Consider the following 22,658-nt stretch of genomic DNA (forward strand, 5'->3'; position numbering starts at 1 on the left):
CAGGTAGTACGAATAGGATCTGTTATTTATCATGAATCATCACCGTCCCTGTTTTCCCATCTACGGTGATGATTTGTCCGGTCTGAATTTTTCGGGTTGCAAACTGAGTGGCCATAATCGCCGGTATGCCATATTCACGGGCGACAATACTGGAGTGGCTTAGGGGTCCTCCTATATCGGTTACAACAGCACTGGCAGAAGCAAATAGTGGCGTCCATGCTGGTGTGGTAGTTGCGGCTATCAAAATATCGCCAGTCTGGAACTTTACAAAATCAGCCGGACCGTATAGAACGCAGGCCGGAGCCGTAACAGTTCCCAAACTGGTGCCGATTCCATAAAGAACTGTATTGCCATCAATCATTTCTGGTTTTTCCAAATTACAATGAGATTTTTTCTTTTTCCTTTCTGGGATTTCTGGGGGAGATGTATAGCTTTGACTCCTTTTCCATTCTTCCCGACGTTCGGGAATTGCACGGGTCAGATTTTGCAATGTCTCACCAAGGTCCAGTCGTTTTACCAGATCTGTCAATTCCGTCTCGTAGAGCCAGTAGATTTCTTCAGACTGTGAGAGTGCCCCTTTTTTCATCAGCCGCTGTGCAATCTCTTTTAGCATTCTGCGAATTACCGGGTGCCCCATTCCCATTGAGAAGATGGCGTCCTCTCTCATAGGTGCGGTTGCCTGTGCCCAACTTAACAGTCTAAAAAACAACTTTCTTCGGGGACCGTGAAGGTGTTTTAAAATTGTTTTTTCAGCTTCATTTCGCCGGCTTTTAGCCTCAGCCTGACGCGCGAAGGGGCTTTCTCCCCGATCGGCAGCAAAGGTTTTAATTGATTCAAAGGAAGGAGTGAGTACTTCCTGAGGGGTGGGATTGGAAAAATCAAATTCATAGGCGGTTCGGCCATAATTTATAAAATACATTTGTAACTGTTTTTTCCATTGCGTCCACAGCTCATCTGAGATCATTGAAGGTGGGGTATCAGCTGAGAACTGCTTGCTAACATTGGTTGACGAAGTGTTTTTAAGATAGTTGATTAAATCCGGGGATTGGGAGGCGTACTTGGCAATTTTATACAACGATTTCTCTGCCTGCAAAGCAATTGTGTCCATTCCCAATAAAAGTACTGAAATATCAGGTACGCCAGCTTTGGCAGCCGTACCTTTAAATAATTTTGTTAATATTGCTTCACTTGTAAGCGCTGCAGGTAAGCAGAGCTGAATGTTTGTAAAATAGGTACAGGCTGCTCCGAAAACGGTTCGGATTCCACCCAGCAGTTGTTCTGAGCTCAAGGCTTCCATTGATTTATTTTCCCATTCCGTAACGACCTTTGCAAAATCCTTTCGTGCTTTATTCGATCTTTCCACACTCTTTTTATAGGTACGGCGTATGGATTTTGGGGAGAAAGATTTTGTAATCAGAAGCAGTGGCTTAAATCTGCAGGACAGATAGGTATATCCATTAATCGTGACGTATGCACCATGCGTGGGCCATAACTTTTTGGTGCTATGTTCAAACATATGGTTCCATAGAATAAGAGTCGCCTGATTCATTAGATCCATTCCCAGAGTTGCAAATAAAGGAGTAGCGGGACTGGGGATATGTTCTGCTAAACTGCCCTTGGTGTAGATCACTCCTTTTTCGAGAGGTTTCCAATTGGGAGGCAGTACTGTGATTGGACGGGCCTGAACGATATACATCTGATTTTTTTCCAAAGCCCATTCCACATCCATCGGCATCTGATAGAATTGTTCGATTGTTTTTCCAAGCGCTGTCAATACCTTGACTTGTGCAATAGTGAGAGCTGGTTTCTGACGTAACGGGAAAGCGACTGGTACCTCTTTGGTCCCTTTTGTACTACGGATTGTCATAAATTGTTTGTCTGCAGTCTCATACCCAGTAATTTTCTCAGAAGTCTTGGAAACAACGATGGTATCTGGAGTGACCAGACCGGATACCATCGCTTCACCCAGTCCCCAAGTGGCATTGATGAGTATTTCATCTCGATTTCCGTTTACTGGATTGACCGTAAATAAAACACCTGCAGTATCTGAAAAAATTAGTTTTTGAACGGTGACGGCAAGTGCAACTGTAGCCTGATCAATATGATTGATCAAACGATAAGAGATCGCACGGGCCGTCCATAAAGAGGCCCAGCAACGCTTTATGGCCGTAAGAACTTCATTTTCGCCTTGTATATTTAAATAAGTATCTTGCTGCCCGGCAAAAGATGCGCCGGGCAAATCTTCGGCAGTAGCCGACGACCGAACGGCAACCGCTACATTGCCTAGCTTTTGATAGGCAGATATAATCTCTTTTTTTAGCTGATCAGTCATTTTACCCTTTGCAAATAAATTGCTGATCTGCAGGGAGGCTGCTTCCAGCTTTGCCGTATTACTGGGGTCAAGTCCATGGAAGGCTTCGATAATATGTGGCTGAATTTTATTTGCGTGAACAAAAAGCCGGTAGGCCTCGGTAGTAATATGAAACCCATCTGGAACTGGCAATCCGGCTGCCCGCATTTTCGACAGGGACATTCCCTTGCCACCTACGGTTTCAATTGTTGTATTGTGATGTTTCATTGATACAATATAAGTCATATCAGACACCTCCCTTTAAACAGTGATTCCGTGTAAAAAGATATTGACTGCTTCATTGAGCATTTCTTCCATACTATGAGATGGACGGGATGTATAAGTAATAGAAAGCATTGAATTAATCAGCAGTCGTGATGCCAGTTCCACATCTGCTACCCGAAAAAATCCCTCCTTAATCCCTTGTTCAATTACCGACTGTACAATATCCTGGTAACTATGACGTACGTTTCTAATCCGCTTCTGGTAAATCCCATCTAGAAAATATGCTTTTGCCCCCAGCCACATAAATAGAATGGTATTTCCTTTTGAATAGGCAAGAGTGATCTTCATGATTTCCCTTAAAGATTGCTCTGGGAGAAGATTGGCATTGATAATCTCTTGTACTGTTGTAATCGCATTCTTCACTTGATCTTCAATCGCAAATACCACAATTTCATCTTTTGATTCAAAGAAATCATAAAGACTTGATTTTCCTAACCCTGCCAGTTCAGCAATTTCCCTCATTGATGTTTTCTCGATTCCTTTCACGTAAAAGAGCTCCAACGCTACTTTCATAATGTCAAGGCGGCGTTTTACTTGTTGTTCTGATGTTAGAATAATACCCTTTGGCATACGTATTACCTCCTGTATCGACCCGCGTTCGCTTCTTGACTTTATTATAAGCGACCATCGGTCGGCTGTCAATCGTCTGAGATAGGAAGGTAAAAATAAAATATACAGATTATGCGATAGACAAACGGGTATTAATTGACAATTTTATAATAAAGTGAGAAACTAATATTAGTAATTAGTTAATTATAAAAATAAAAGGAGATGATTCATTATGTCAAAACTTAAGAATAAAATTCTCATTTTTTCTATTCTGGGACTTGTAACCACTCTTATAATTGCAAATAATTCCATTCGCGTAAGTGCCAAAAGCACTTCCACAGGTACATTCAGCATTCTTTCTTATAATATCGGAGGATTGCCAGACATGTTTTCAAGTAGTGGAGACCCTAAGAATTACATTCCCCAAATCGGAACAAAACTTTATTCCTACGATTTAGTAAACGTACAGGAAGACTTCAATTATCACGCTTCCCTTTATGCAAATGACACACATACATATAGAACCCCCACTTCAGGAGGAGCAGGAATTGGAGATGGGTTGAATTTTTTATCCGATTTTTCTTTTGAAGATATAGATCGGGAGACATGGATAGACCGTTATGGTTTGTTTGATCGTGGTAGCGATGAGTTGACTCCAAAGGGGTTCCTGTACAATCAAGTTAAAGTAGCAGAAGGAGTTTACATAGACGTTTATAATCTACACGCGGATGCAGATACTGATCCAAAATCGGAAGCGGCAAGACGTAGCAATTTAAATCAGCTTGCTACCTATATTGAACAATATTCACAGGGACATGCAGTTATTGTTTTTGGAGATACGAATTGCAGATATACCAGAACTGAGGATAATTTAAAAACCTTATTAGTTGATCGGTTGGATATGAAGGATGTCTGGATCGAAAAAATAAGGAATGGAAGTTATCCAGAAATGGGAGAAGAAGCCTTATTAGGTAGGCCTGGCGAGACAAGTGCCGACAATGAAGTTGTGGATAAGATTTTCTATCGAAGTGGTGCAGGCATTACGTTAAATCCTACTTCTTACCAGGTTGAAAATACATATTTTACGGATTCCGAGGGAAACCAGCTTTCCGATCATTACCCCATCAGTTCCAATTTCACCTATACCAGTAATGATAGTTTGACTTATAGCGATTTATGGGGAGGAACTGGTGGAATCGCTTTTAATTTTCTAAGAAATACAGCACCAATGATTAGCAAGCCTGTATCCGTTGCTGTAAGGGGAGAAAACCGAGTGGATGCAATTTCTATGACCTATGCGGATGGTACGGTACTCAGCAATGGTGGAACTGGCGGGACTGAGAAGAGATTAGAATTAAATAACGATGAGTATATCACAAAGGCGGTTATTTATAAAAATACGTATAAGGGAGCAGACAGGATATTCTATCTGGGACTGACAACAAACAAGGGCCGTGTTTTGGAAAATGGAGTAAAAAGTGGAACAGCACTTACTCTGACCGCACCTACAGGAACCTATATTGCTGGCTTCTTCGGGCGAGCAGAAATTAACATTGATAAGATAGGCGTTATCTACAAAACGCTAGCAAGTGTGTAATGTCAGTTTAGTCTGTATAGTAAGACAATTAGGCTGATATTTATAGCTTACGATCTAATAGCTCTCCATATATATAAAGCCACAATGTAGATACTATTGCGATTGCCGTTACTATAGTTATTATAATTTGTTCATTCACTTTATCAATCCTCCAAAGCTTTGGTTAAAAAACAGGATAAATATTCCATTGGTACTTTAAATATGAAATAGATTTCACATGAAGATGATTTTATGATAGAATAAATAATATGTTGTGTCAATAGATAAAAAGAAGGAGCTGTTTCTTATGGATTGTTTTAGCACAGAAAGGCTGATAATCAGAAGATATAAGGAGGATGATTGGAAAGATTTACATGAATATCTCTCTAATGAAGATGTTGTAAAATATGAACCATATGAGGTGTATACAGAGGATGCAAGTAAGGAAGAAGTTATATACAGATCCAAATCTAATTTTTTCTGGGCGGTATGCCTAAAAGAAACGAAAAAATTAGTTGGTAATATATATTTTGATCAGAATGGACCCGATGATTTTTCTACATACGAAATCGGATACGTTTTTAATTCAAGCTATTGGGGAAAAGGATATGCCACAGAGGCATGTCGTGAATTTTTAAAGTATGCGTTTGAAACTCGAAAGGCACATAGAGTAATGGCTGAATGTAACCCCTTAAATGAGAGTTCATGGAAACTTCTTGAACGTCTTAATATGAGAAGAGAAGGCTGTCTATTAAAAAACATTTATTTCAAAAAAGATAAAAACAAAGATCCTATTTGGAGTGATACCTATCTATACGCAATGTTAGATAGTGAATATAAGAAATTCAATCCCCATCATTGACTGTGGGTATTGAGTGTTTTCCAAATCAGGGGAACAGAGGAGCAGCTGATTTCAAATTTGAGGTATGGCTGCCGGTTAAGAGAGGGGAATGATCGGGAGACATTAGGTTATTTATTTAGATGATGCCGCCAGGGTACCAGAAGGTCCGGGCGGCGTCATTTTTATTTGGCTTGTGCGTCACATTACCGGCTGCCTCCGCCGCCTCCACCTGAAAATCCACCGCCACCAGAAGAACTTACGCCTCCCCCAGTCCCAGCAATATTTGACTTTGGCGCAGCAGCGCTGGTAACGTGGTTAGTCATAGTCATTAAGTAGATCATACTGAGAGGGGAGCAGCCGTACATGCCAGAGAAGGAATTAAACTGTTTGGGATCAAGGGATTTCATACGATCCAATACTTGTTCTCCAATTTGAAACAGGGTGGCAAACACAAGATAATCACCCCAAAGAGCTTCATTCGATGCCTGATCTGTGTCTTGACTACGCATATCTTTGAGATATTTTTGAAAGCCAAGTGTCCGTATCGCTTGTTCAAAACCCGAAGCTGTAAACCGTATGGAACCTTTTATGTCAGTTGCTGCTGCATTTATACGGATTAATTCATTATTACCGTCAAGTTTCACTCTTTCTGCCCAAGCAGTTAGTTTTTCTGAAATTTTCTCTGCTTGATCTTTCATGTCTGACACCCAAAGAATGCCGCTTTCATCGGCAAATCCGGTTAAGATTAAGTATAGCGAATACTCCACTCCAGGTCCGGCTGGTTTGTCTGGACTGAATAGGATTGCTTCTTCATTTTTGGATTTTTTACCGTTTTGATCATGGTCACGCATTTCAATGTGAATGTATCCCGCTTCCTGCCAGCGAATGAGATACGCACCCATAAGCGCATCGTAGGGAATGCCATTGCGCAGAAGCAGTATCGTGGAATATACAGATGGAATGCTTCCTCCAAAAGGGATCGCCCAGTTTTTGTCTATGTGTTTCATACCTGGAAGCCGCACAATTGTTCCGTCGGCCAGTTTGAACCGAGAATAAAAAAAGATAAGTAAAATGATAGACCCAACAATGGCGACTGCCGATACAGCAAAAATAATATACATGACCGTATTTGAGTTTTTATTATCCGCAGATTCCTGCAATTTTTCAAAGGATATGCTGCCCGCTGAGGCCTTGGGGAACAAGCTTCGGTCAAAACGGCAGAGTACATTTGCGTAATCATTATTTTTTAAAGCTTTTGTAGAAATAGCGGTTAAACTGCCATCGTTTTCGATCGTAACTTCGCCAGTAAAACCATAACCCCAGATACGGGCATTGTCAGCCGTTAACGGTACATCCGGCATCCGGATCCGAATATAAGCCGATCCCGGAGCACTGGAAAGTTCGGATAGAAATTGATGATAAAATCCTGCGTAGTCACCGTAATCTTTTACCAATCCCTCAAGCGTATATTGAATGGTATATTGATGGTCACCATAACTTCCAATGCCCCAGCAAAGTTCGTATCCTTTCGAGGTTTTTAAAATGCCGCAGGTGCCGGACTTTTCGTCTTTTGAGCGTTTGGTATCCCAGTTATCCAGAGTCTTGTATTGCTGGCCAGATTCATCCGATACAATTAGAGAATGAACACTCATTTCATTCAAGTTATTCAACGCCTTGTAATATTCTGTGCCGCTTGTTACACCGCGTACATCCCAGATTTCCGTTATGGCTGCGGAACCATCACTCTGAAGATTGACCTCCACACGGATCGATGGGATTGCATCCTCTGCGGCAAATACTGGGACTGCATTCAAGATAAACAGTATTGCGAGCAAGAACCAAATAGGGAATAAATGTTTTTGTTTTAATTCCATTTTCTTTCTCCTGTCTTTTCGATATTAGTATAATACGATTTGACTATGTACTTAGAGTATACCACATTTTTACTGTCATATCATTATTTTTGCTAAATCATGGGTGGGGGAGCAATTACTTTACTAGGTGCATATGATAGTAGGGGAGGCGGTAAATTACAGATGTAAGAGATTTATGGGACATCCGTAAGAAGATACGAATGGGTAAGGGCAGTAAAAAGATATATAGGGAGAGAGTATTTTATGAATAAGTCATTAAGTGCAACCGCAGTTTCAAATCCCACATGGTATGTAGATGAGAGGGTTATTTATCATGGACAAGCAAAGCCCTATGATTTTTATGGTGCAAAAGATCCTACCATTGTATATTATGGGGGGAAGTATCATGTCTTTTATACTGGCGCCAATCAAAGTGGCGGCTGGCAGATGCTTTATACGTCAGCATCTACAATTTCAGGCCTTAAGTACGCCCCACGCACCTATTTGAGTTCCATTGGGGAAAGCTACTTTTGTGCACCACAGGTATTTTATTTTGAACCTAAAAAGTTATGGTATCTGGTATATCAGGATGGAATCCATGGTGCAGCATATGCAACAACAACAAATATAGCAGATCCCAGATCCTGGTCAGGACCAAAGTCCTTTGGTATCTATGGAAATAAGGGATGGGATTATTATGTAATATGTGATGATTCCTATGCTTATATGTATAATACTCCAAGTGACAATTCACATAGATTATATGTACGAAAAACACCACTTTACAGATTCCCATCAGGCTGGGGTTCTGCTTCCGTAGCCATATCAGATACTTTTGAGGGAGCAAATATCTATAAATCCTTAGCAGATGGCAAATATTACCTTGCAATCGAAGATATGAAAGATGGCCGGTACTATGAATTATGGCAATCTTACAGTGCCGGAGGTCCATGGAACAGAGTAGCTGAGAAGTGGGCATGGCGAGGCAACTTAAAATATAATGCCGATAGATGGACCAACAATGTATCTCACGGTGAGTTTATACGTGCCGGCTATAATCAGAAGATGGAGATTAAGGATATTAACCGGGTTGATTTTCTGATCCAAGGGACGAATAACTTATCAGGACCATACCAGCAGATTACCTGGGATTTGGGAATGATAAAAAATTACAGATAAGATCGGCAAAACGGATGATGCGGATAATACCATAAGCGTTATAATTGGTACAAGCTCATGAGAAATCTGCTTTTGCTTACAGGGGATGCCAAGCGGTCATACGCTGGGTGTTCCCTGTGCTTTTTACGCAAGTATGACCTATGCAATTTCTGCTACTAAATGTAAATTGTACATTGGTGCTTAACTTACTTACATTTCTGCATTTCTGCATTTTTTTAGAATAAACTTGCATATTATGTAATTTTGGATTAAAATTAAGATATAACGTGTTATTTGCATAATTTTACACAATATCTAATAAAAATAAGACTAATTTTGTCGAATTTACTTGTTTTATTGTTTGAATTTAGCCCCATATAATTGAGAAATGCGTTGATATAACAAGAAGCTTTACAAAATAACAAAGATGATTTGGCAGGTTACACCTTGATGATCAGCATAGCAATGCGAACCATCTCCAAAACTTGAAGACTGACATCTTCTTGTAAAGATCACTTTCTTGCTGATGGTTATAAAGTTTTTCATTCTGCTAAATGCTAAACTTGAGGGATTTTGCTTAAAAAATATACTAAAATAATCCTCTTCGTCGTACTTTTTATTGATTGACGAAAAACAATTGCTATGTACTTTTTAATGATAGTAAATTGACTGATTTCTGATGTGACACTTTAGAAGTCAGTCTATCAAAGTGTGCGTATGTCAACTGTACGAGGGGGAAAAAAATGGTAAGAATAGCTATATGTGATGATGAAAATAGTCATCGTACGAAATTAAGAGATCAATTAAATTTTTACTCCATTCAAAGAAATATTGATTTTCAAGTAGAAGAGTTCTCATCACCTGAAAATTTACTTCGAAGCAGTTTAAGGTTTGATCTTTTATTTTTAGATATTTACCTTAATACAGAGAAAAATGGAGTAGAGTATGGAAAGATACTAAGAGAAATGGGCAATAATTCTATTATTGTATTTATTACATCGTCACAAGAGTTTTCAATAGAGGGCTATACGGTTGGTGCTTTCCGGTATCTTGTAAAACCAATTAGCCAGGAAAACATAACGAAGACGATGGATGCTTTTCTTAAAAAGGTTGTTCATTCAGCAGATAAAATCTCTATTACTTCGAACAATAGTGAATACTATATTAACATAAACGATATTATTTATATTGAGTCACTTTCTCGCAAAAGATCAATATATGTTTGTGATTATGCAATTGAAACTTGGGAAACTCTTGTATCTTTGTATAATAGATTGCCGAATAATATGTTTTTGTATCCACATAAATGTTTTATTGTAAATATTAATTATATTAAATATTTTAAAAACTATCAAATTATCATGAACAATGGAACTGCTATAACTTTAGGGCGAAAATATTTTAAAGATTTCAAAAGTAAGCTTCATACATATTTTGGTGAATATCATGAAAATTGACATGTATATTGTGGTCTACTTTTTGAGCTTTGTTAAGTGTTTTATAGATTTTTATTTTGCTTATAAATTTACTAATGTATTCTTTCAGCCAAAAGTCAATAGTTTATTATCAGATTTGTCTGGAATTGTTATTTCTGCGGTTTTACTTTTTTTAATTAATTCTTTTAACATCTCAGTTTTAAACTCCATATTTATGCTGATAATTATATTCGTCCGATGCAAAATTGTACTTAATGGCAATTGGAGAACAATATTTGTCACTTCCCTTATAGCCTTTACCGTTGTAATATTCTGTGAATTCATGACTATTGCCATTTGCAACGTCATATTACAGTATACGCCCAATTTACGTGGAACAAATACCCTGCAAATATTTTTAATTGATAGTAGTGTTATAATTTATTCTTTCATTTCATTTTACCTAATAAAATTTTTAAAAAAGAAAAAATTAAAGATACTATCTTTCAGTAAATATTTATTGATTTTGCCTGTTGCGAGCATTGGGTGCATGTATTATATTTTATATTTACATAATAATTCCTATGATACTGATACATTTATTACAAATGTTATTTATGTAGCAGTGGTTACCGGATTGGGAATGGCTAATATTATAGTCCTAGCTGTTCATGACGAATTTAATAAAAAAGCTGCTCTAGAACAAGAAGTTGAAAAAATGCGTACTCAACAGATTACGACTGAGATCTCATATAAACAACAAGAAAAAAACTTGCAGGAGCTTAGAAGAATTTCACATGATTTTAAAAATCATCTTATATGCTTGTCTAGTTTAATACAATCTAATTCTGATATGGAAGAATATATTTCAAATCTAATTAATGAAATTGATAATTCTAAATTTCAAAATCTTAACAAAAGTGATAATAACGTCTTAAATATAATATTATATGAAAAAGAACAGCAATGTCAAAAGTTAAACATAAAATTCGAAATTGATATTGAATACAATTTATTATCTTTTATCTCATATAAAGATACCTGTACAATTTTTGCAAATGCTTTGGATAATGCTATTAGCGCATGTGGTCTTTCACTCGACTTTAATCTGGAGGCATATATTAATCTTAGAATATTTAGAGTTAATTCTATGCTTTTTATTGAAATTTATAATACAAAAGTAAATGATATAGTATTCAAAGGTAATAGAATTAGATCCACAAAAAAGTCGTCTGATTCACACGGTTATGGCTTGATGAATATAAAAGATGCAGTCAGCCATTATAATGGAACAATGGATTTTTCATTTACAGAAAATATTTTTCGACTGAGCCTCTGTATGCCTATAATAGATGACAAAAATCAGTGACATAGGCAGTCTTAGCTTTTGAGACAAGAATATCTGCATTTGCAACAAACAACCAACTTCACAAAAGTACAAATAGTATAATCATTATTGTTGCAAGAAATATTATTTACATAAAGGAGAGATTATTATGAGTATAAGGAATAAAGTCTTAGCATCCGTTATGAAGATTCTTTCAATTGAGGCGAGAAGTATTGCCAAACTCAATGTCAATTCAGCATGCGCGGGTCCCCTTCATCAGCCAAAAGTACCTGATAGTGCGAAAAAACTTCGTAAGGATATATAAAGTTCATGAATAGCTTGGCCGAGTACCTATGTAATAAAGCCATTGCAGTTAATGCAATAGAGTCTCAAGAAAAAGATCTATACATGTATGGGTTTGGTCTGTTAATTTCGTCTATATATACATGGGGAACATTTATATTTCTAGGTCTTTTTTTTGACTCATTGCTGTCTGCAATATGTTTTATGCTACTATTTATTCCTTTAAGAATTTTTTGTGGTGGATTTCACAGGAAAAGTTACTTTAAGTGTTATACAAGTTCACTATTTTTATTTTTATATGTTTATTTTATATCCAAGGTACCGTTCTTAGAAATAGTTAACTTGGTTTTACTAATGGCTTTACCATTAGCAATTTGGTGTATTTGGAAATTTGCACCTTTGGAGGATTCAAATAAACCTCTGGATAGCTATGAGCTAATAAAGTATTCTAAAATATCAAAAAGTATCTTAGCTGTAGAAGTTATAATTATTTTTATATTATGGTTATATCACATAAATCCATTGATTATTTATTTTTCTGTAACCGCCGTGGATATGATAGGGTTGCTTTTATTATTAAAGATAGTTCAAAATTTAACGAAGCATAATAATTATATAACTACACCATAAATGTGATTTAGAATTTCATCGCATTGTATTTTACGAAAAGAAAATAAGTTGGACTCATGGATGACGACGGTCTCTTTATGTTAAAATATTAGAACGAACAGATTGTTAAACAGAGGGGATAATATTAATGAAAGATTATCGGTTTCAAAAAATATATGAAGAAGGAAGTAAGCTTTTTATTAATCAAGGTTATTCTAGAACTCAGATAAGAGATATCGTGAAAGTTACTGGTATATCAACAGGTGCTTTATATTCCTTATTTGTTAGTAAAAAGGCTATATTATTTTTTATCTTAAAATGTACAATTGAACCTGATTTAATTAAATATGATTTTAAGTTGCCTATTGACGAGAATACATTTACTAATCTTGAAGAAGAGATAATGAAGGCATTTGATAATAATAATTTTAAGTTTGGCAGCCATTTAGAAAATGATGCACAAGATTATTCATATGAAACAATGTTATCAGATGCCTTTGATATTTTAACTCGTTACGGAGTAGGCTGTTTATTTATTGAAAACAACCCTAAAGACAGTGGAAGGTTGTGGAATTACTATATAAAATTCAGGCAAAAGTTTTTTGATACTTTTTCAGAATATATACAGATATTTATTGAACGTGGCACGATTCGCCAATTATTATATCCACAACATTGCACCAGGTTAATGATTGAAACACTGTCTTGGTGGGGAATGCATGTCCACTTAGATGCATTTGAAGTAAAAGAAAAAATATCTGTAGAGATTGCGAAAAAGGTTAGCATAGATTCATTAATTCATTCATATAAAATGTAAGAATAAAGATTTACGGGGCGAATAACTCCGTAAAAAAAATAGCAACTAATAGAACGAATCGATCGTTCATTAAAAAGTGAAGCAGAAGTTATATTGAGATATCATTTGAAGAACTGATGTGTATTATATTCAGTGCAAGAGGGTACGATAGGTACCTCCCCCACTGTTTTAATAGAAGTTGAAACCAAAACGGAGGCGTACAGATCACGCAATGAAAAAAATACATTTCTTTACTCTACCCATTATTATTTCTTCTATTGCAGCTTTGATATTGTATTTCAGCAATAGTTATATATTGTTCAATCTATCCTATATTCTCGTGTTCGTTTATTTGTTGATACGGTTCGTATGTTCTACGGCTACAATTAATGATAAATTCATATACATGTTAGCATATATATTTATTGTGGTTGTGCAAATCGTGTTTAACACGCAGATAATTTTTGGATTAAATACTAGTGATGGTGCTTTTGGATTAAGGAAAATATTCGGTACTACCCTTGTATTGGTTCCGTTTGTAGTTGACCAAGTGCTTTTCCACAAACAAAATAGCAACTTTTTAAATTCAGCATTGGAGGAATGGTATGTTGTTAGTTATGTACAACTGATACACAACAAGGACATCATAAGGAAAGGGATTGCAAAAATAAATCAATCTAGAATATCCCTTTCTAAAGAAAACATGTTGGAGATTATTAGCAACCTCCTACGACAAAGCTCTTTTCGGTATGTTAGCAATGGCAGCTTAACAAATGAGTACTTTGACTTAGCTTATTCTACATTAAATGAGGGATTTATATATATTATAATTACAAATTTCGGAAGTGCCGCCAGTAGGCTGATTTCTATTTTTAAAAACAAATCGTTCAATCATGTTCTTCTCTCTTTTGATAAAAAACTATATACAATATTCAGTTATAATGGTGGAAAAAAAATATCTCCACTTGGCCTTAATACTAAAATAATGAATGGTTTTTGTAAAAATGCTGACTCATCAATTATGGTATATAGATTAAAGGCAACCAGTGTAGAAAAGAAAAAAATTATTGACAAAGTACATGAAATCAATGAACAAGGAAACGCATATAACCTTTTAGAATTAAATTCTAAAAACTTATTTAAGTTAAACAAGATGCCTTGTTCTCAATTTGTTTATAAAATACTTGCTTTAGCTAATCTTATATACTTTCAAAAGGATATTGCTAATATTAGGCCGACGGATTTTGTAGAGTTGGACTATTATAGAAAACTGGAATTTGCCTATGAAATTAAATTTTGTAAAAAAAGTTCAGATTTGGAGTACAAAACATGAAATTTACAAAAAAAGACAAAAGTATAACTGCAATAATTTTTGCTTCCTGTGCCTTTGTAGCTTTAGTTATAGTAACAATGCTGGTTATGTTACCTTATATTGAAAAATTATCAGATCCAGAATATCAAAATCAATTCAAAGGTTGGGTTGAAAGTATAGGAATCAGGGGATGGCTAATTGTATTAGGAATTCAAATTTTACAAATCGTTATTGCATTTATACCTGGTGAACCTATAGAAATACTTGCTGGTATTATATACGGAACCTTTGGTGGCTTTTTTGTTTGTTTGGTTGGTGCGTCTATTGCATCAACAATAACCTTTACATTATCAAAGAAATTTGGGAAACCACTACTTAACAGATTTTTCGGAATGGAAAAAGTAAAAGTATGGAGATGGATACAAGACAATAAAAAAATTGAAACAGTCACATTCTTGCTTTTTTTCATACCCGGCACACCAAAAGATATGCTGACGTATGTTGTTGGACTCAGCAATATCAAACTTTCGAAATTCATAATGCTATCATCCTTTGCGCGAATTCCTTCTATGCTATCATCTGCAATGGTAGGATCGAAAATGCGTAAAGGTGAATGGGAGATATCAATAACGGTATTTGTACTCACTGGAGTTATCGGCCTTATAGGAATTTTATGCAAAGATAAATTGGTGAGTTTTTGCAGGACCATTGGAAAACGTAATGACTTAAATACAAAAGGACAGTGTATGGATTTTATTCAAACCATAAATATAGAAAAGCTGCAACCTTTTGTATTTTGTCATTTGCATTTTGATAGACGAATAGATATAGAACGACTGAAATATGCAGTACAACAGACTCTCTCAACCGTACCTCAAATCCTGTGCTCCTATGATTTAAAAAAAGGCAAATGGGTTGATAGAGGGCACACAATTGAAGATTTGTTTGTTGATAATAATTCTGATTTCGGGGACGATTGGTGCTGGAACTTACTGACAGAGACACAGTTAAAAATCCATGTCTGCCACAAAGAAATCCATGATATTCTTACAATCGGCATAAGCCATATCTTATGTGATGGAGCAGGATTCACACAATATTTATATCTTCTGGCAAATTATTATAACAATAATGATTCCCAAAAAGATATACTGAATCAGCGGGATTTAAAACCAATCCTGGAAAAAATTAATATCAAAACTTCACTTTGCAAAGTTATATCATATGGTGAAGTCAAGGAGCTACCATTTGATAAATCTGGAAATATTCCGTACTGTCTTATAAAGACGATAGAAAAGCAGGAATTTTTGGCGATACAGCGAAAAACAAAAGCGTTAAACTGTACAGTTAACGATTTACTTTTAACCGCATATGCCCGAACTATAGTTAAATTCCTTAAAACTGAATCTATTACTTTAAATTGTCCTATAAATTTACGCAGATTTGGAAAACGGGAGTTGCAAGAAGAAGCTCTTACCATAGCAAACATGACAGGTATATATAAACTTCATATAATCATAAAGCCTAGCGAATGTTTTGAAACAACTTTACTTAAAATACACAGTCAGATGGAACAATTGAAATTTAATAATAGCTGTTTTAATGGAATACCACTATTACATTTTCTATATAATAAAGTACCTATATTTATTTTAAATATCTTTGGGAAAAAATTATATAAGATTTTCCCAATATCATTTACAAATTTTGGAGTAATTGATTGTAATAAATTAGTTTTTGACGGTACAAAATTGAATAAATGTTTCCTAACTGGAACTTACAGGATAAGTCCTGATTTTCAGGTTTCCGTCAGCACTTATCAGAATACATGCACATTGAATTGTAATCTAATAGGTTCAGAGTATCGTAAGAAAATGGGACTTGATTTGCTGGAAAAGATTAAAATCGAAATTATACAATGGTTAAAAAATTAAAATTGATTTGAATAGATGGGAGTTGAGGATATTGTCAACTACAATGGCAGAGATAGGGCCTAATGGTAGTAAGACTACAAAAAAGCAGTATTTATACAAGGGGATTTGGATATTTATTATTGGTGGAATCATCGGCTACTTTGTTGAGGTTCTCTATGGCATTATGAAGAATGGAGCTATGGAAAGTCGACAAGGTTTGCTTTATGCACCCTTTAGTCAAATTTATGGTTTAGGTGCTTTGATTCTTGTAATTATTACATATCCCTTAAAAGGAAAAAGTAATAGATGGATTTTTAGCATATGTGCACTCTTTGGCGGTTTATTTGAATTTATATGCAGTTGGATACAAGAGTTTTTTTGGGGTGTACAGTCATGGGATTACTCACCTTTTGCACTTTCATTGACTGGAAGAACATCGTTAATATATATGATATTTTGGGGGGCATTAGGTGTGTTCTTTATAAGACATGTTTATCCCAGGATATCGTTATTTATTGATAGAATAATAGATAAGATGGGAGGATTTATAACGTGGACATTGGTTATATTTTTTATATTTGATGCATCATTAACAACTTTAACTATTGATCGTTGGGTAGAAAGGCAAAACGGAGTTTCGACTCAATCTTTGTATGATGAGTTATTGGATACTTACTACCCTGACGAGTTGCTAAACGATATTTTTCCGCAAATGGAACTTGTAAATAAATGATTTAAGGGAGTGACAATGTATAACAAGGATTTATTACAGCTAATAAATAAAGATATTATAAAAGAGAAGAATATATTTTGCGGACGTGAAAATCTATCTTGCGCAATATCACATTTTTTGGGTGTGATTGTGACGGGGGTAGTTACTGCTGAACTAATTGTTAATAATGTTCTCGATAGAGCTGATCCATGGAAGATAGTTGCATATAGTTTGTTTTGCGCGTGCTTGTGTATGTATTATTTAATCTCTGTATTCGTTCATACAATCTATATCTCGGAAAAAGCACACAAGGCATTGGAAAGAATAGATTCCTGTATGCTGCCGCTCCTGATCACAGGTATATATATGCCTATTTGTTTTATTATTTTGCGGGGAGCAGTTGGCTGGACTATGTTTGGTATGGTATGGGGGTATGCAGTTTCAAGCATCATACTTAAAGTATTAACACTTTATCCACGATGGCTTTTGTATTGTTGTCAAGCCCTATTATGTGGTGTTTTGCTTTTCTCCATGATAGTCTTAACTCATACCATTCATCACAATGGTCTCTTTTGGTTAACTGGTGGTGGTTTACTTTATGCACTTGGGATTTTGATACACCCATACAAAATATTGCAAATAAAAGATAAACGTATTGTAAATCATAAGCTGTCTCATTACTTAACGCTATTTGGTTCTGTAAGCCACTGTATTTTTTTGATTTTTAATTAAATTAATTTCTTTAAATAACTGGTTAAGGTGTCAAATCCCTAACCAGTTATTAATTTATAGATGCCGGCAAAGCTCTATTTTACGATTTCTTGCCTTAAAACATTCCATTCCATGCCGATATTTCATAATGATGGCTATTAAATTATGTTATATTCTTTAAGTAACTTCTCAATATCGGTACCCGCTATCTTCTTAAACACTTCCATAAGAGCTAGTTTGTCATTATTTCCCAGGTTAAGTTCGGTTAGTTTTTTTCCATCGTTTAATTTGACGGTGGCATTGAGCAGTTCACGGATGTCATATGTGCTGCTCCAAACTTCAGGCACACCTCGATCTATATTCAGTAGCGTATAAACAGCCTCCATGCCGGTCCGGACAGAGTATTCTGTAGTGAAGATCGTATCGCGCACAGTTTCGGCAAACTGACCAAGGAATGCAAAGTTTACACTGCCCTCCGGAACAATGGCGGGGCGATCCCCAGATCGCCGGGGCATGAAGAATGCAGTGATATATGGCATCATACATGGCACGGTAGTGGCACTACAATCTGCCATATCATCAATTTGGGCTTCAGGCACGCCCAGGTGATACAGCCACTCCATACAAATCTCCTTGCCCGTGCATTCACGCATGGTTTTTTTTATGTAATTGCCAGGTTTGTCACTGAATAAGCCATAAATCCAGCCTACTAACTGATCTTTTGGTTGATCGCGGAACTGGGGCTGACGGTTAAAAGTCCAACTGAGCAGCCAGTTGGAATCCTTAACAGTTACAATACCACCGGTGACAACTTTACCACTGAAAGGATCCCGTCTGCAAATCTTTTGCACATAAGGAGGTATCCGGTTATCGAGGGTTGTTACGGTCGCTGACATCCAGTTGGTTTGATTGGGATCACCACAGAATTTATCGGGGTGTCCAAAAGACGGATCTTGCGCTGCTATTTTACGCCACATATCCCAACCACCGCCATCCTTGATTTCTGCGTTAAAGGCTGCTGGATGATTTTGGTCACCGAAAGTCGAGTTCTCAACACAGCCACCATTGGTGATGAATATTAAGTCGTTTTTGGTAAGATTAATGTCTTCCTTTCTATTCTTTCGTAACGTTACTATGCGTTTTGCAATTTTCTTATCCTTTTGAATATCGAATTCAACATTTAATACATTGACACCATAGTGAAACTGTACATTATGAGATTCCAGATATTTGATTATCGGCAAAATTAAGGATTCATACTGATTATACTTGGTAAAGCGAAGTGTCGAAAAATCAGGTAGGCCCTTTATATGATGAAGGAAGCGTTTAATATAGAGTTTCATTTCTAACGCACTGTGCCAGTTCTCAAAGGCAAACATTGTCCGCCAGTACAACCAGAAATCAGAATTAAGAACATTTTCATTAAATACGTCTATAATACGTTTGTCATACAGTGCTTCGTCTGGCGTAAAAAATAGTTTCATGATTTCCATCGCTCCCTCTTCAGGTAAGCTAAAATTACCGTCTGTCCGTGTGTCCTCACCACGATTCACAGTGGCACGCATAAGGGAATAATTCGGGTCATGCTTATTAAGCCAGTAATATTCATCAAGTATACTAACGCCCTCGGTCTCAATAGATGGAATGGAGCGAAATAAATCCCACATGCATTCAAAGTGGTTATCCATTTCGCGTCCACCGCGCATTACATAACCGGTATTGTCGTATTTGTAACCGTCACAGGCACCGCCGGCAAGAAATTCTTTTTCAAGAATGTGTATTCTTTCACCGTTCATCTGCCCGTCACGGACAAGAAAACATGCGGCCGTAAGGGCTGCAAGGCCAGATCCAACAATATAGGCAGATTTTTGGTCAATCCCTTCAGGCTTTTCAGGTCGTGCAAATGCTTCATAGTTTCCACTGGAATAATACATAACAAAACCTCCTTTTAATTGCTGATATGATACATAATTTAAAATGGTATGTCTTATTAATCATAACACCTTATAGAAATTAAATTCGCATGAATAGTCGATAAGGTAAGTTTTCCCGTTTAAAAAACCCCAAAGCATTCCGAAGTTATTACTCCCGAACTCAATTGTTATTTGGACACAAAAACTTGTCTTACAGACTATACATGAGTTATTAGATTCTTAAAAGTGTATAGTTTAAAAATAATATCACTTTACTATTTATTTATGCAAACTTATAAATTTTATTTAACAATAATTAATAAAAAGGAGACTGTCATGGATCTTGATTTAAAGAATATGGATTATGCAAACATAAAAACTTTAAAAGACGTAATTACGTTTGCGGCTGAAAATTATGGTGGAAAACCAGCAGTAAAATGGCAGAACGGTATAACAATCGAAGAGAGGTCTTATTTCCAGTTGCGGTCAGATGTTTGCAAAATAGCAACATATCTAAAAGAACTTGATTTGAATAAAGGTCATATCGCAATTATTGGAGATATGAGTTATGAATGGATAGTTTCTTTTTATGGTATTTCATGTTCAAGTGCCGTTGTTATACCTATTGATAAGCAACTCTCAAACGAAGATATCACTCATTTATTAAGAAAATCGGATGCCGATTGTCTCATCTACGATACGTCACACAAATCAGGATTAATTGAATATCTTCAAAAAAATATAGAATCATTAAAATTTATTTCCATAATAGAAAGTAATGAATTTCCAAACGTACCTGATATTATTAAAAGTTCTGAAAATACGGATTCACACTTATCAGAACTAGAGCAAGATTCATTGGCGGCAATCGTGTTTACCTCAGGTACTACCGGTACGAGTAAAGGAGTTAGGCTTACACATAAGAATATGTGTTCTGGGTTAATCGTTTCATGTCATTTTGCTGGCAAAAGTGATTTTAGTACAACGATACCAATTTTGCCAACATATCATATGTATGAAATTACTACCGGCATTCAGAGTGTAATCGTAATAGGATGTACAATTTGTATTGGGAGAGGCCTGAAATACATTACACAAAGCATGAAACAATATAAGCCTACTCTCTTAATATTAGTACCAATGATTGTTGAAATGATGCATAAATTAATCTGGGCAGAGGCAAAAAAAGCCGGTAAGGAAAAAAAACTTAAAAAGCTTATTGTAATTGCCAAACTTTTAAATAGATTAGGTATAGATCTCAGGCGGAACTTATTTAAGAGCGTTCTAGATATATTTGGGGGTGAGATACTTACAATAGTTTGTGGCGGGGCACCATTAAGTGCTGACTTAATGGAAGAATTTCAATGTTTTGGCATTCAGGTTAATTATGGTTATGGAATTACGGAGTGCTCTCCGGTAGTTGCAAGCAATATGCCAGGACATAATAAACCAGGGTCGGTAGGAGTAATTGTTCCGTTCCCATATGGTATGGTAAAGATTTTAAATGATGAGATTTTGGTAAGGGGACCAATTGTGACGAGTGGTTATTACAATGATCCAAAAGCTACGGAGGAATCCTTTGTTAATGGATGGTACCGAACTGGAGATTTGGGATATATAGATAAAAATAATAATTTATATATAACAGGACGCATCAAAAATCTCATAATTTTAGACAATGGTGAGAATGTATCATCTGAGGAATTAGAAGCCATTTTTGGAGAAGTACCACTTGTAAAAGAAGTAGTAATACATGCCTTGAATAATAAAGAGCGACTTTTATTAACGGCTACTGTTTATCCAGATGAACTGTACATTAAGGAAAATAGTATTATGGATGTACAAGGAGAATTAGAAAAAGAATTTTTCCAAATTAATAGTAATTTGCCTCCTTACAAGCGTGTGCAGCTGATTCGGTTACGTAATGCGGAGTTTGAAAAAACAAGCTCAGGTAAAATAAAAAGACATTTAATATGCAGTGAGAACTAATCGAAAGGAGTGATTATGTTGGAAGAAAAAATTAAAACCATATTATGTGAAATGCAGAATATTAATCCGAAAGATATAACTTTAAAAACAAATTTGATCCGAGATATTGAGATGTCATCAATTGAAGTTATGAATCTTTGTGGCATCATTGAAGAAAATTTTGATGTCGAAATTTTGGATGAGGATATAATTACCATTCAAACAGTGGAAGATATAGTTTCATATGTTAAAGGAAAAATGGAGAATATTGTTTAGCAATTTATACATGATTAAAGATTAATGTATTGGAGGAATAATTATGTCACCTATCAAATTGATTTGTCTTCCGTACGCAGGAGGTTCTGTTTCCATGTATCGGGATTGGTCTAGAAAAACTGGTGAACCAATTGAGGTTGAGCTAATTGAACTTGCCGGTAGAGGAGTTAGGTATAAAGAACCAGCTTACAAAACTTTCAATGAAATGATTGATGATATTTTTAACAAATGTAAATTGGTGATTGGTGATTCGGATTTTTCTTTTTTTGGCTACAGTATGGGTTCGATATTAGCTTTTGAGTTGTCACGTCAATTTAAAATTCGCCTTTGCAAAGAACCGAATCACTTATTTGTTGCTGCAAGTAATGCCCCACAGATATCATACGAAATGTCCCAAAAACAATTTGGAAATTTGTCTATTGCAGAACTTGATGAAAGAATAATAAAAATGGGCGGAATACCGGATGAAATAAAGTCTAATCAAGCATATTTTGAACTCTGTATGTCACTTATCAGGCATGATCTGGATATAGCGTGTAATTACCATTACAGTAATATTCCTTATCAATTGAATTGCGAGGTAACAGTATTGTGCGGAAAAGATGATCCGCAAGTAGATATGAAAAGGATTACAGAATGGGATAATACGACTTTGGAGAAGTGTTCTTACTACTTTTTTGAAGGAGATCATTTTTTTATTCGGGAATTTGATGATGAAATCATTAAGGTGGTTAATCATCAACTTAAAGCAAATACTAACTAATATTATTGAGTAAAAACAAATAAAAAGG

At 35.8% G+C, this 22,658-nt stretch carries 19 protein-coding genes; 15 read left to right on the forward strand and 4 right to left on the reverse strand.

The genetic code is table 11. The features are described from left to right. Window positions 1-22: 22 nt before the first annotated feature. Window positions 23-2,596 carry a PEP/pyruvate-binding domain-containing protein gene (locus EFT72_RS11970; RefSeq protein WP_124067153.1) on the reverse strand — a complete coding sequence of 858 codons (2,574 nt, stop codon included), beginning with the start codon at window positions 2,594-2,596 and terminating at the stop codon, window positions 23-25. A gap of 15 nt (window positions 2,597-2,611) precedes the next feature. Next, window positions 2,612-3,205 carry a TetR/AcrR family transcriptional regulator gene (locus EFT72_RS11975; RefSeq protein ID WP_124067154.1) on the reverse strand — a complete coding sequence of 198 codons (594 nt, stop codon included), beginning with the start codon at window positions 3,203-3,205 and terminating at the stop codon, window positions 2,612-2,614. A gap of 211 nt (window positions 3,206-3,416) precedes the next feature. On the opposite strand from EFT72_RS11975, the gene EFT72_RS11980 reads away from it, so the two are divergent. Then, the gene (locus EFT72_RS11980; RefSeq protein ID WP_124067155.1) at window positions 3,417-4,781 is read left to right on the forward strand and encodes a jacalin-like lectin; all 1,365 of its coding nucleotides are present in this window, start codon (window positions 3,417-3,419) and stop codon (window positions 4,779-4,781) included. Between the two features lie 286 nt (window positions 4,782-5,067). Then, window positions 5,068-5,622, forward strand: coding sequence for a GNAT family protein (locus EFT72_RS11985; protein WP_124067156.1), 555 nt, complete (start codon window positions 5,068-5,070; stop codon window positions 5,620-5,622). 182 nt (window positions 5,623-5,804) lie between these two features. On the opposite strand, the gene EFT72_RS11990 is transcribed toward EFT72_RS11985, so the two are convergent. Next, window positions 5,805-7,475, reverse strand: coding sequence for a DUF2207 domain-containing protein (locus tag EFT72_RS11990; RefSeq protein WP_124067157.1), 1,671 nt, complete (start codon window positions 7,473-7,475; stop codon window positions 5,805-5,807). Between the two features lie 243 nt (window positions 7,476-7,718). Here EFT72_RS11990 and EFT72_RS11995 point away from each other — a divergent pair, with 243 nt between their 5' ends. From EFT72_RS11995 to EFT72_RS12040, 10 genes are all read left to right on the forward strand, one after another. Then, on the forward strand, window positions 7,719-8,633 hold the full coding sequence (locus EFT72_RS11995; RefSeq protein ID WP_124067158.1) for a non-reducing end alpha-L-arabinofuranosidase family hydrolase: 915 nt from the start codon (window positions 7,719-7,721) through the stop codon (window positions 8,631-8,633). Window positions 8,634-9,355: 722 nt separating this feature from the next. Then, window positions 9,356-10,069: a LytTR family DNA-binding domain-containing protein gene (locus EFT72_RS12000; protein ID WP_124067159.1), complete on the forward strand. Its 714-nt coding sequence runs from the start codon at window positions 9,356-9,358 to the stop codon at window positions 10,067-10,069. Continuing rightward, complete coding sequence (locus EFT72_RS12005; protein WP_124067160.1) at window positions 10,059-11,396, forward strand: sensor histidine kinase; 1,338 nt, start codon at window positions 10,059-10,061, stop codon at window positions 11,394-11,396. Before EFT72_RS12000 ends, EFT72_RS12005 begins: the two co-directional genes overlap by 11 nt. Window positions 11,397-11,523: 127 nt before the next feature. Next, entirely contained in the window at window positions 11,524-11,679 is a 156-nt protein-coding gene (locus EFT72_RS12010) for a cyclic lactone autoinducer peptide (RefSeq protein WP_243110003.1), read from the forward strand. Between the two features lie 5 nt (window positions 11,680-11,684). Continuing rightward, entirely contained in the window at window positions 11,685-12,287 is a 603-nt protein-coding gene (locus EFT72_RS12015; RefSeq protein WP_124067161.1) for an accessory gene regulator B family protein, read from the forward strand. Between the two features lie 127 nt (window positions 12,288-12,414). Next, window positions 12,415-13,083, forward strand: a complete 669-nt coding sequence (locus EFT72_RS12020; protein ID WP_124067162.1) for a helix-turn-helix domain-containing protein — start codon at window positions 12,415-12,417, stop codon at window positions 13,081-13,083. A 385-nt stretch (window positions 13,084-13,468) separates the two neighbouring features. Further along, window positions 13,469-14,395 (forward strand): hypothetical protein, encoded by a 927-nt coding sequence (locus EFT72_RS12025; RefSeq protein ID WP_124067163.1) that lies wholly within the window; start codon window positions 13,469-13,471, stop codon window positions 14,393-14,395. Then, entirely contained in the window at window positions 14,392-16,308 is a 1,917-nt protein-coding gene (locus EFT72_RS12030) for a VTT domain-containing protein (RefSeq protein WP_124067164.1), read from the forward strand. Before EFT72_RS12025 ends, EFT72_RS12030 begins: the two co-directional genes overlap by 4 nt. Window positions 16,309-16,351: 43 nt before the next feature. After that, on the forward strand, window positions 16,352-17,020 hold the full coding sequence (locus tag EFT72_RS12035; protein WP_164473142.1) for a putative ABC transporter permease: 669 nt from the start codon (window positions 16,352-16,354) through the stop codon (window positions 17,018-17,020). Between the two features lie 15 nt (window positions 17,021-17,035). Continuing rightward, entirely contained in the window at window positions 17,036-17,731 is a 696-nt protein-coding gene (locus tag EFT72_RS12040; RefSeq protein ID WP_124067166.1) for a hemolysin III family protein, read from the forward strand. Window positions 17,732-17,868: 137 nt separating this feature from the next. On the opposite strand, the gene EFT72_RS12045 is transcribed toward EFT72_RS12040, so the two are convergent. Continuing rightward, window positions 17,869-19,644 carry an oleate hydratase gene (locus EFT72_RS12045; RefSeq protein ID WP_124067167.1) on the reverse strand — a complete coding sequence of 592 codons (1,776 nt, stop codon included), beginning with the start codon at window positions 19,642-19,644 and terminating at the stop codon, window positions 17,869-17,871. Between the two features lie 315 nt (window positions 19,645-19,959). On the opposite strand from EFT72_RS12045, the gene EFT72_RS12050 reads away from it, so the two are divergent. The 3 genes from EFT72_RS12050 to EFT72_RS12060 are packed head-to-tail and all read left to right on the forward strand — an operon-like array spanning window position 19,960 to window position 22,630. Continuing rightward, window positions 19,960-21,612 (forward strand): AMP-binding protein, encoded by a 1,653-nt coding sequence (locus EFT72_RS12050; RefSeq protein ID WP_164473143.1) that lies wholly within the window; start codon window positions 19,960-19,962, stop codon window positions 21,610-21,612. Between the two features lie 15 nt (window positions 21,613-21,627). Next, window positions 21,628-21,867, forward strand: a complete 240-nt coding sequence (locus EFT72_RS12055) for a phosphopantetheine-binding protein (RefSeq protein ID WP_124067169.1) — start codon at window positions 21,628-21,630, stop codon at window positions 21,865-21,867. A 43-nt stretch (window positions 21,868-21,910) separates the two neighbouring features. Beyond that, window positions 21,911-22,630: a thioesterase domain-containing protein gene (locus EFT72_RS12060; RefSeq protein WP_124067170.1), complete on the forward strand. Its 720-nt coding sequence runs from the start codon at window positions 21,911-21,913 to the stop codon at window positions 22,628-22,630. Window positions 22,631-22,658 lie beyond the last annotated feature (28 nt).

The sequence above is a fragment of the Clostridium sp. E02 genome (assembly GCF_003833015.1).
Taxonomy (GTDB): domain Bacteria; phylum Bacillota; class Clostridia; order Lachnospirales; family Lachnospiraceae; genus Lacrimispora.

What these genes read in the sequence shown, in the direction of transcription:
- EFT72_RS12055 (WP_124067169.1), top strand. Translation starts at nt 21,628, where the DNA reads ATGTTGGAAGAAAAAATTAAAACCATATTATGTGAAATGCAGAATATT.
- EFT72_RS12020 (WP_124067162.1), top strand. Translation starts at nt 12,415, where the DNA reads ATGAAAGATTATCGGTTTCAAAAAATATATGAAGAAGGAAGTAAGCTT.
- EFT72_RS12025 (WP_124067163.1), top strand. Translation starts at nt 13,469, where the DNA reads ATGTTAGCATATATATTTATTGTGGTTGTGCAAATCGTGTTTAACACG.
- EFT72_RS11985 (WP_124067156.1), top strand. Translation starts at nt 5,068, where the DNA reads ATGGATTGTTTTAGCACAGAAAGGCTGATAATCAGAAGATATAAGGAG.
- EFT72_RS12000 (WP_124067159.1), top strand. Translation starts at nt 9,356, where the DNA reads ATGGTAAGAATAGCTATATGTGATGATGAAAATAGTCATCGTACGAAA.
- EFT72_RS12040 (WP_124067166.1), top strand. Translation starts at nt 17,036, where the DNA reads ATGTATAACAAGGATTTATTACAGCTAATAAATAAAGATATTATAAAA.
- EFT72_RS12005 (WP_124067160.1), top strand. Translation starts at nt 10,059, where the DNA reads ATGAAAATTGACATGTATATTGTGGTCTACTTTTTGAGCTTTGTTAAG.
- EFT72_RS12030 (WP_124067164.1), top strand. Translation starts at nt 14,392, where the DNA reads ATGAAATTTACAAAAAAAGACAAAAGTATAACTGCAATAATTTTTGCT.
- EFT72_RS12045 (WP_124067167.1), bottom strand. Translation starts at nt 19,644, where the DNA reads ATGTATTATTCCAGTGGAAACTATGAAGCATTTGCACGACCTGAAAAG.
- EFT72_RS11975 (WP_124067154.1), bottom strand. Translation starts at nt 3,205, where the DNA reads ATGCCAAAGGGTATTATTCTAACATCAGAACAACAAGTAAAACGCCGC.
- EFT72_RS12060 (WP_124067170.1), top strand. Translation starts at nt 21,911, where the DNA reads ATGTCACCTATCAAATTGATTTGTCTTCCGTACGCAGGAGGTTCTGTT.
- EFT72_RS12010 (WP_243110003.1), top strand. Translation starts at nt 11,524, where the DNA reads ATGAGTATAAGGAATAAAGTCTTAGCATCCGTTATGAAGATTCTTTCA.
- EFT72_RS11980 (WP_124067155.1), top strand. Translation starts at nt 3,417, where the DNA reads ATGTCAAAACTTAAGAATAAAATTCTCATTTTTTCTATTCTGGGACTT.
- EFT72_RS12035 (WP_164473142.1), top strand. Translation starts at nt 16,352, where the DNA reads ATGGCAGAGATAGGGCCTAATGGTAGTAAGACTACAAAAAAGCAGTAT.
- EFT72_RS12050 (WP_164473143.1), top strand. Translation starts at nt 19,960, where the DNA reads ATGGATCTTGATTTAAAGAATATGGATTATGCAAACATAAAAACTTTA.
- EFT72_RS11995 (WP_124067158.1), top strand. Translation starts at nt 7,719, where the DNA reads ATGAATAAGTCATTAAGTGCAACCGCAGTTTCAAATCCCACATGGTAT.
- EFT72_RS12015 (WP_124067161.1), top strand. Translation starts at nt 11,685, where the DNA reads ATGAATAGCTTGGCCGAGTACCTATGTAATAAAGCCATTGCAGTTAAT.
- EFT72_RS11970 (WP_124067153.1), bottom strand. Translation starts at nt 2,596, where the DNA reads ATGACTTATATTGTATCAATGAAACATCACAATACAACAATTGAAACC.
- EFT72_RS11990 (WP_124067157.1), bottom strand. Translation starts at nt 7,475, where the DNA reads ATGGAATTAAAACAAAAACATTTATTCCCTATTTGGTTCTTGCTCGCA.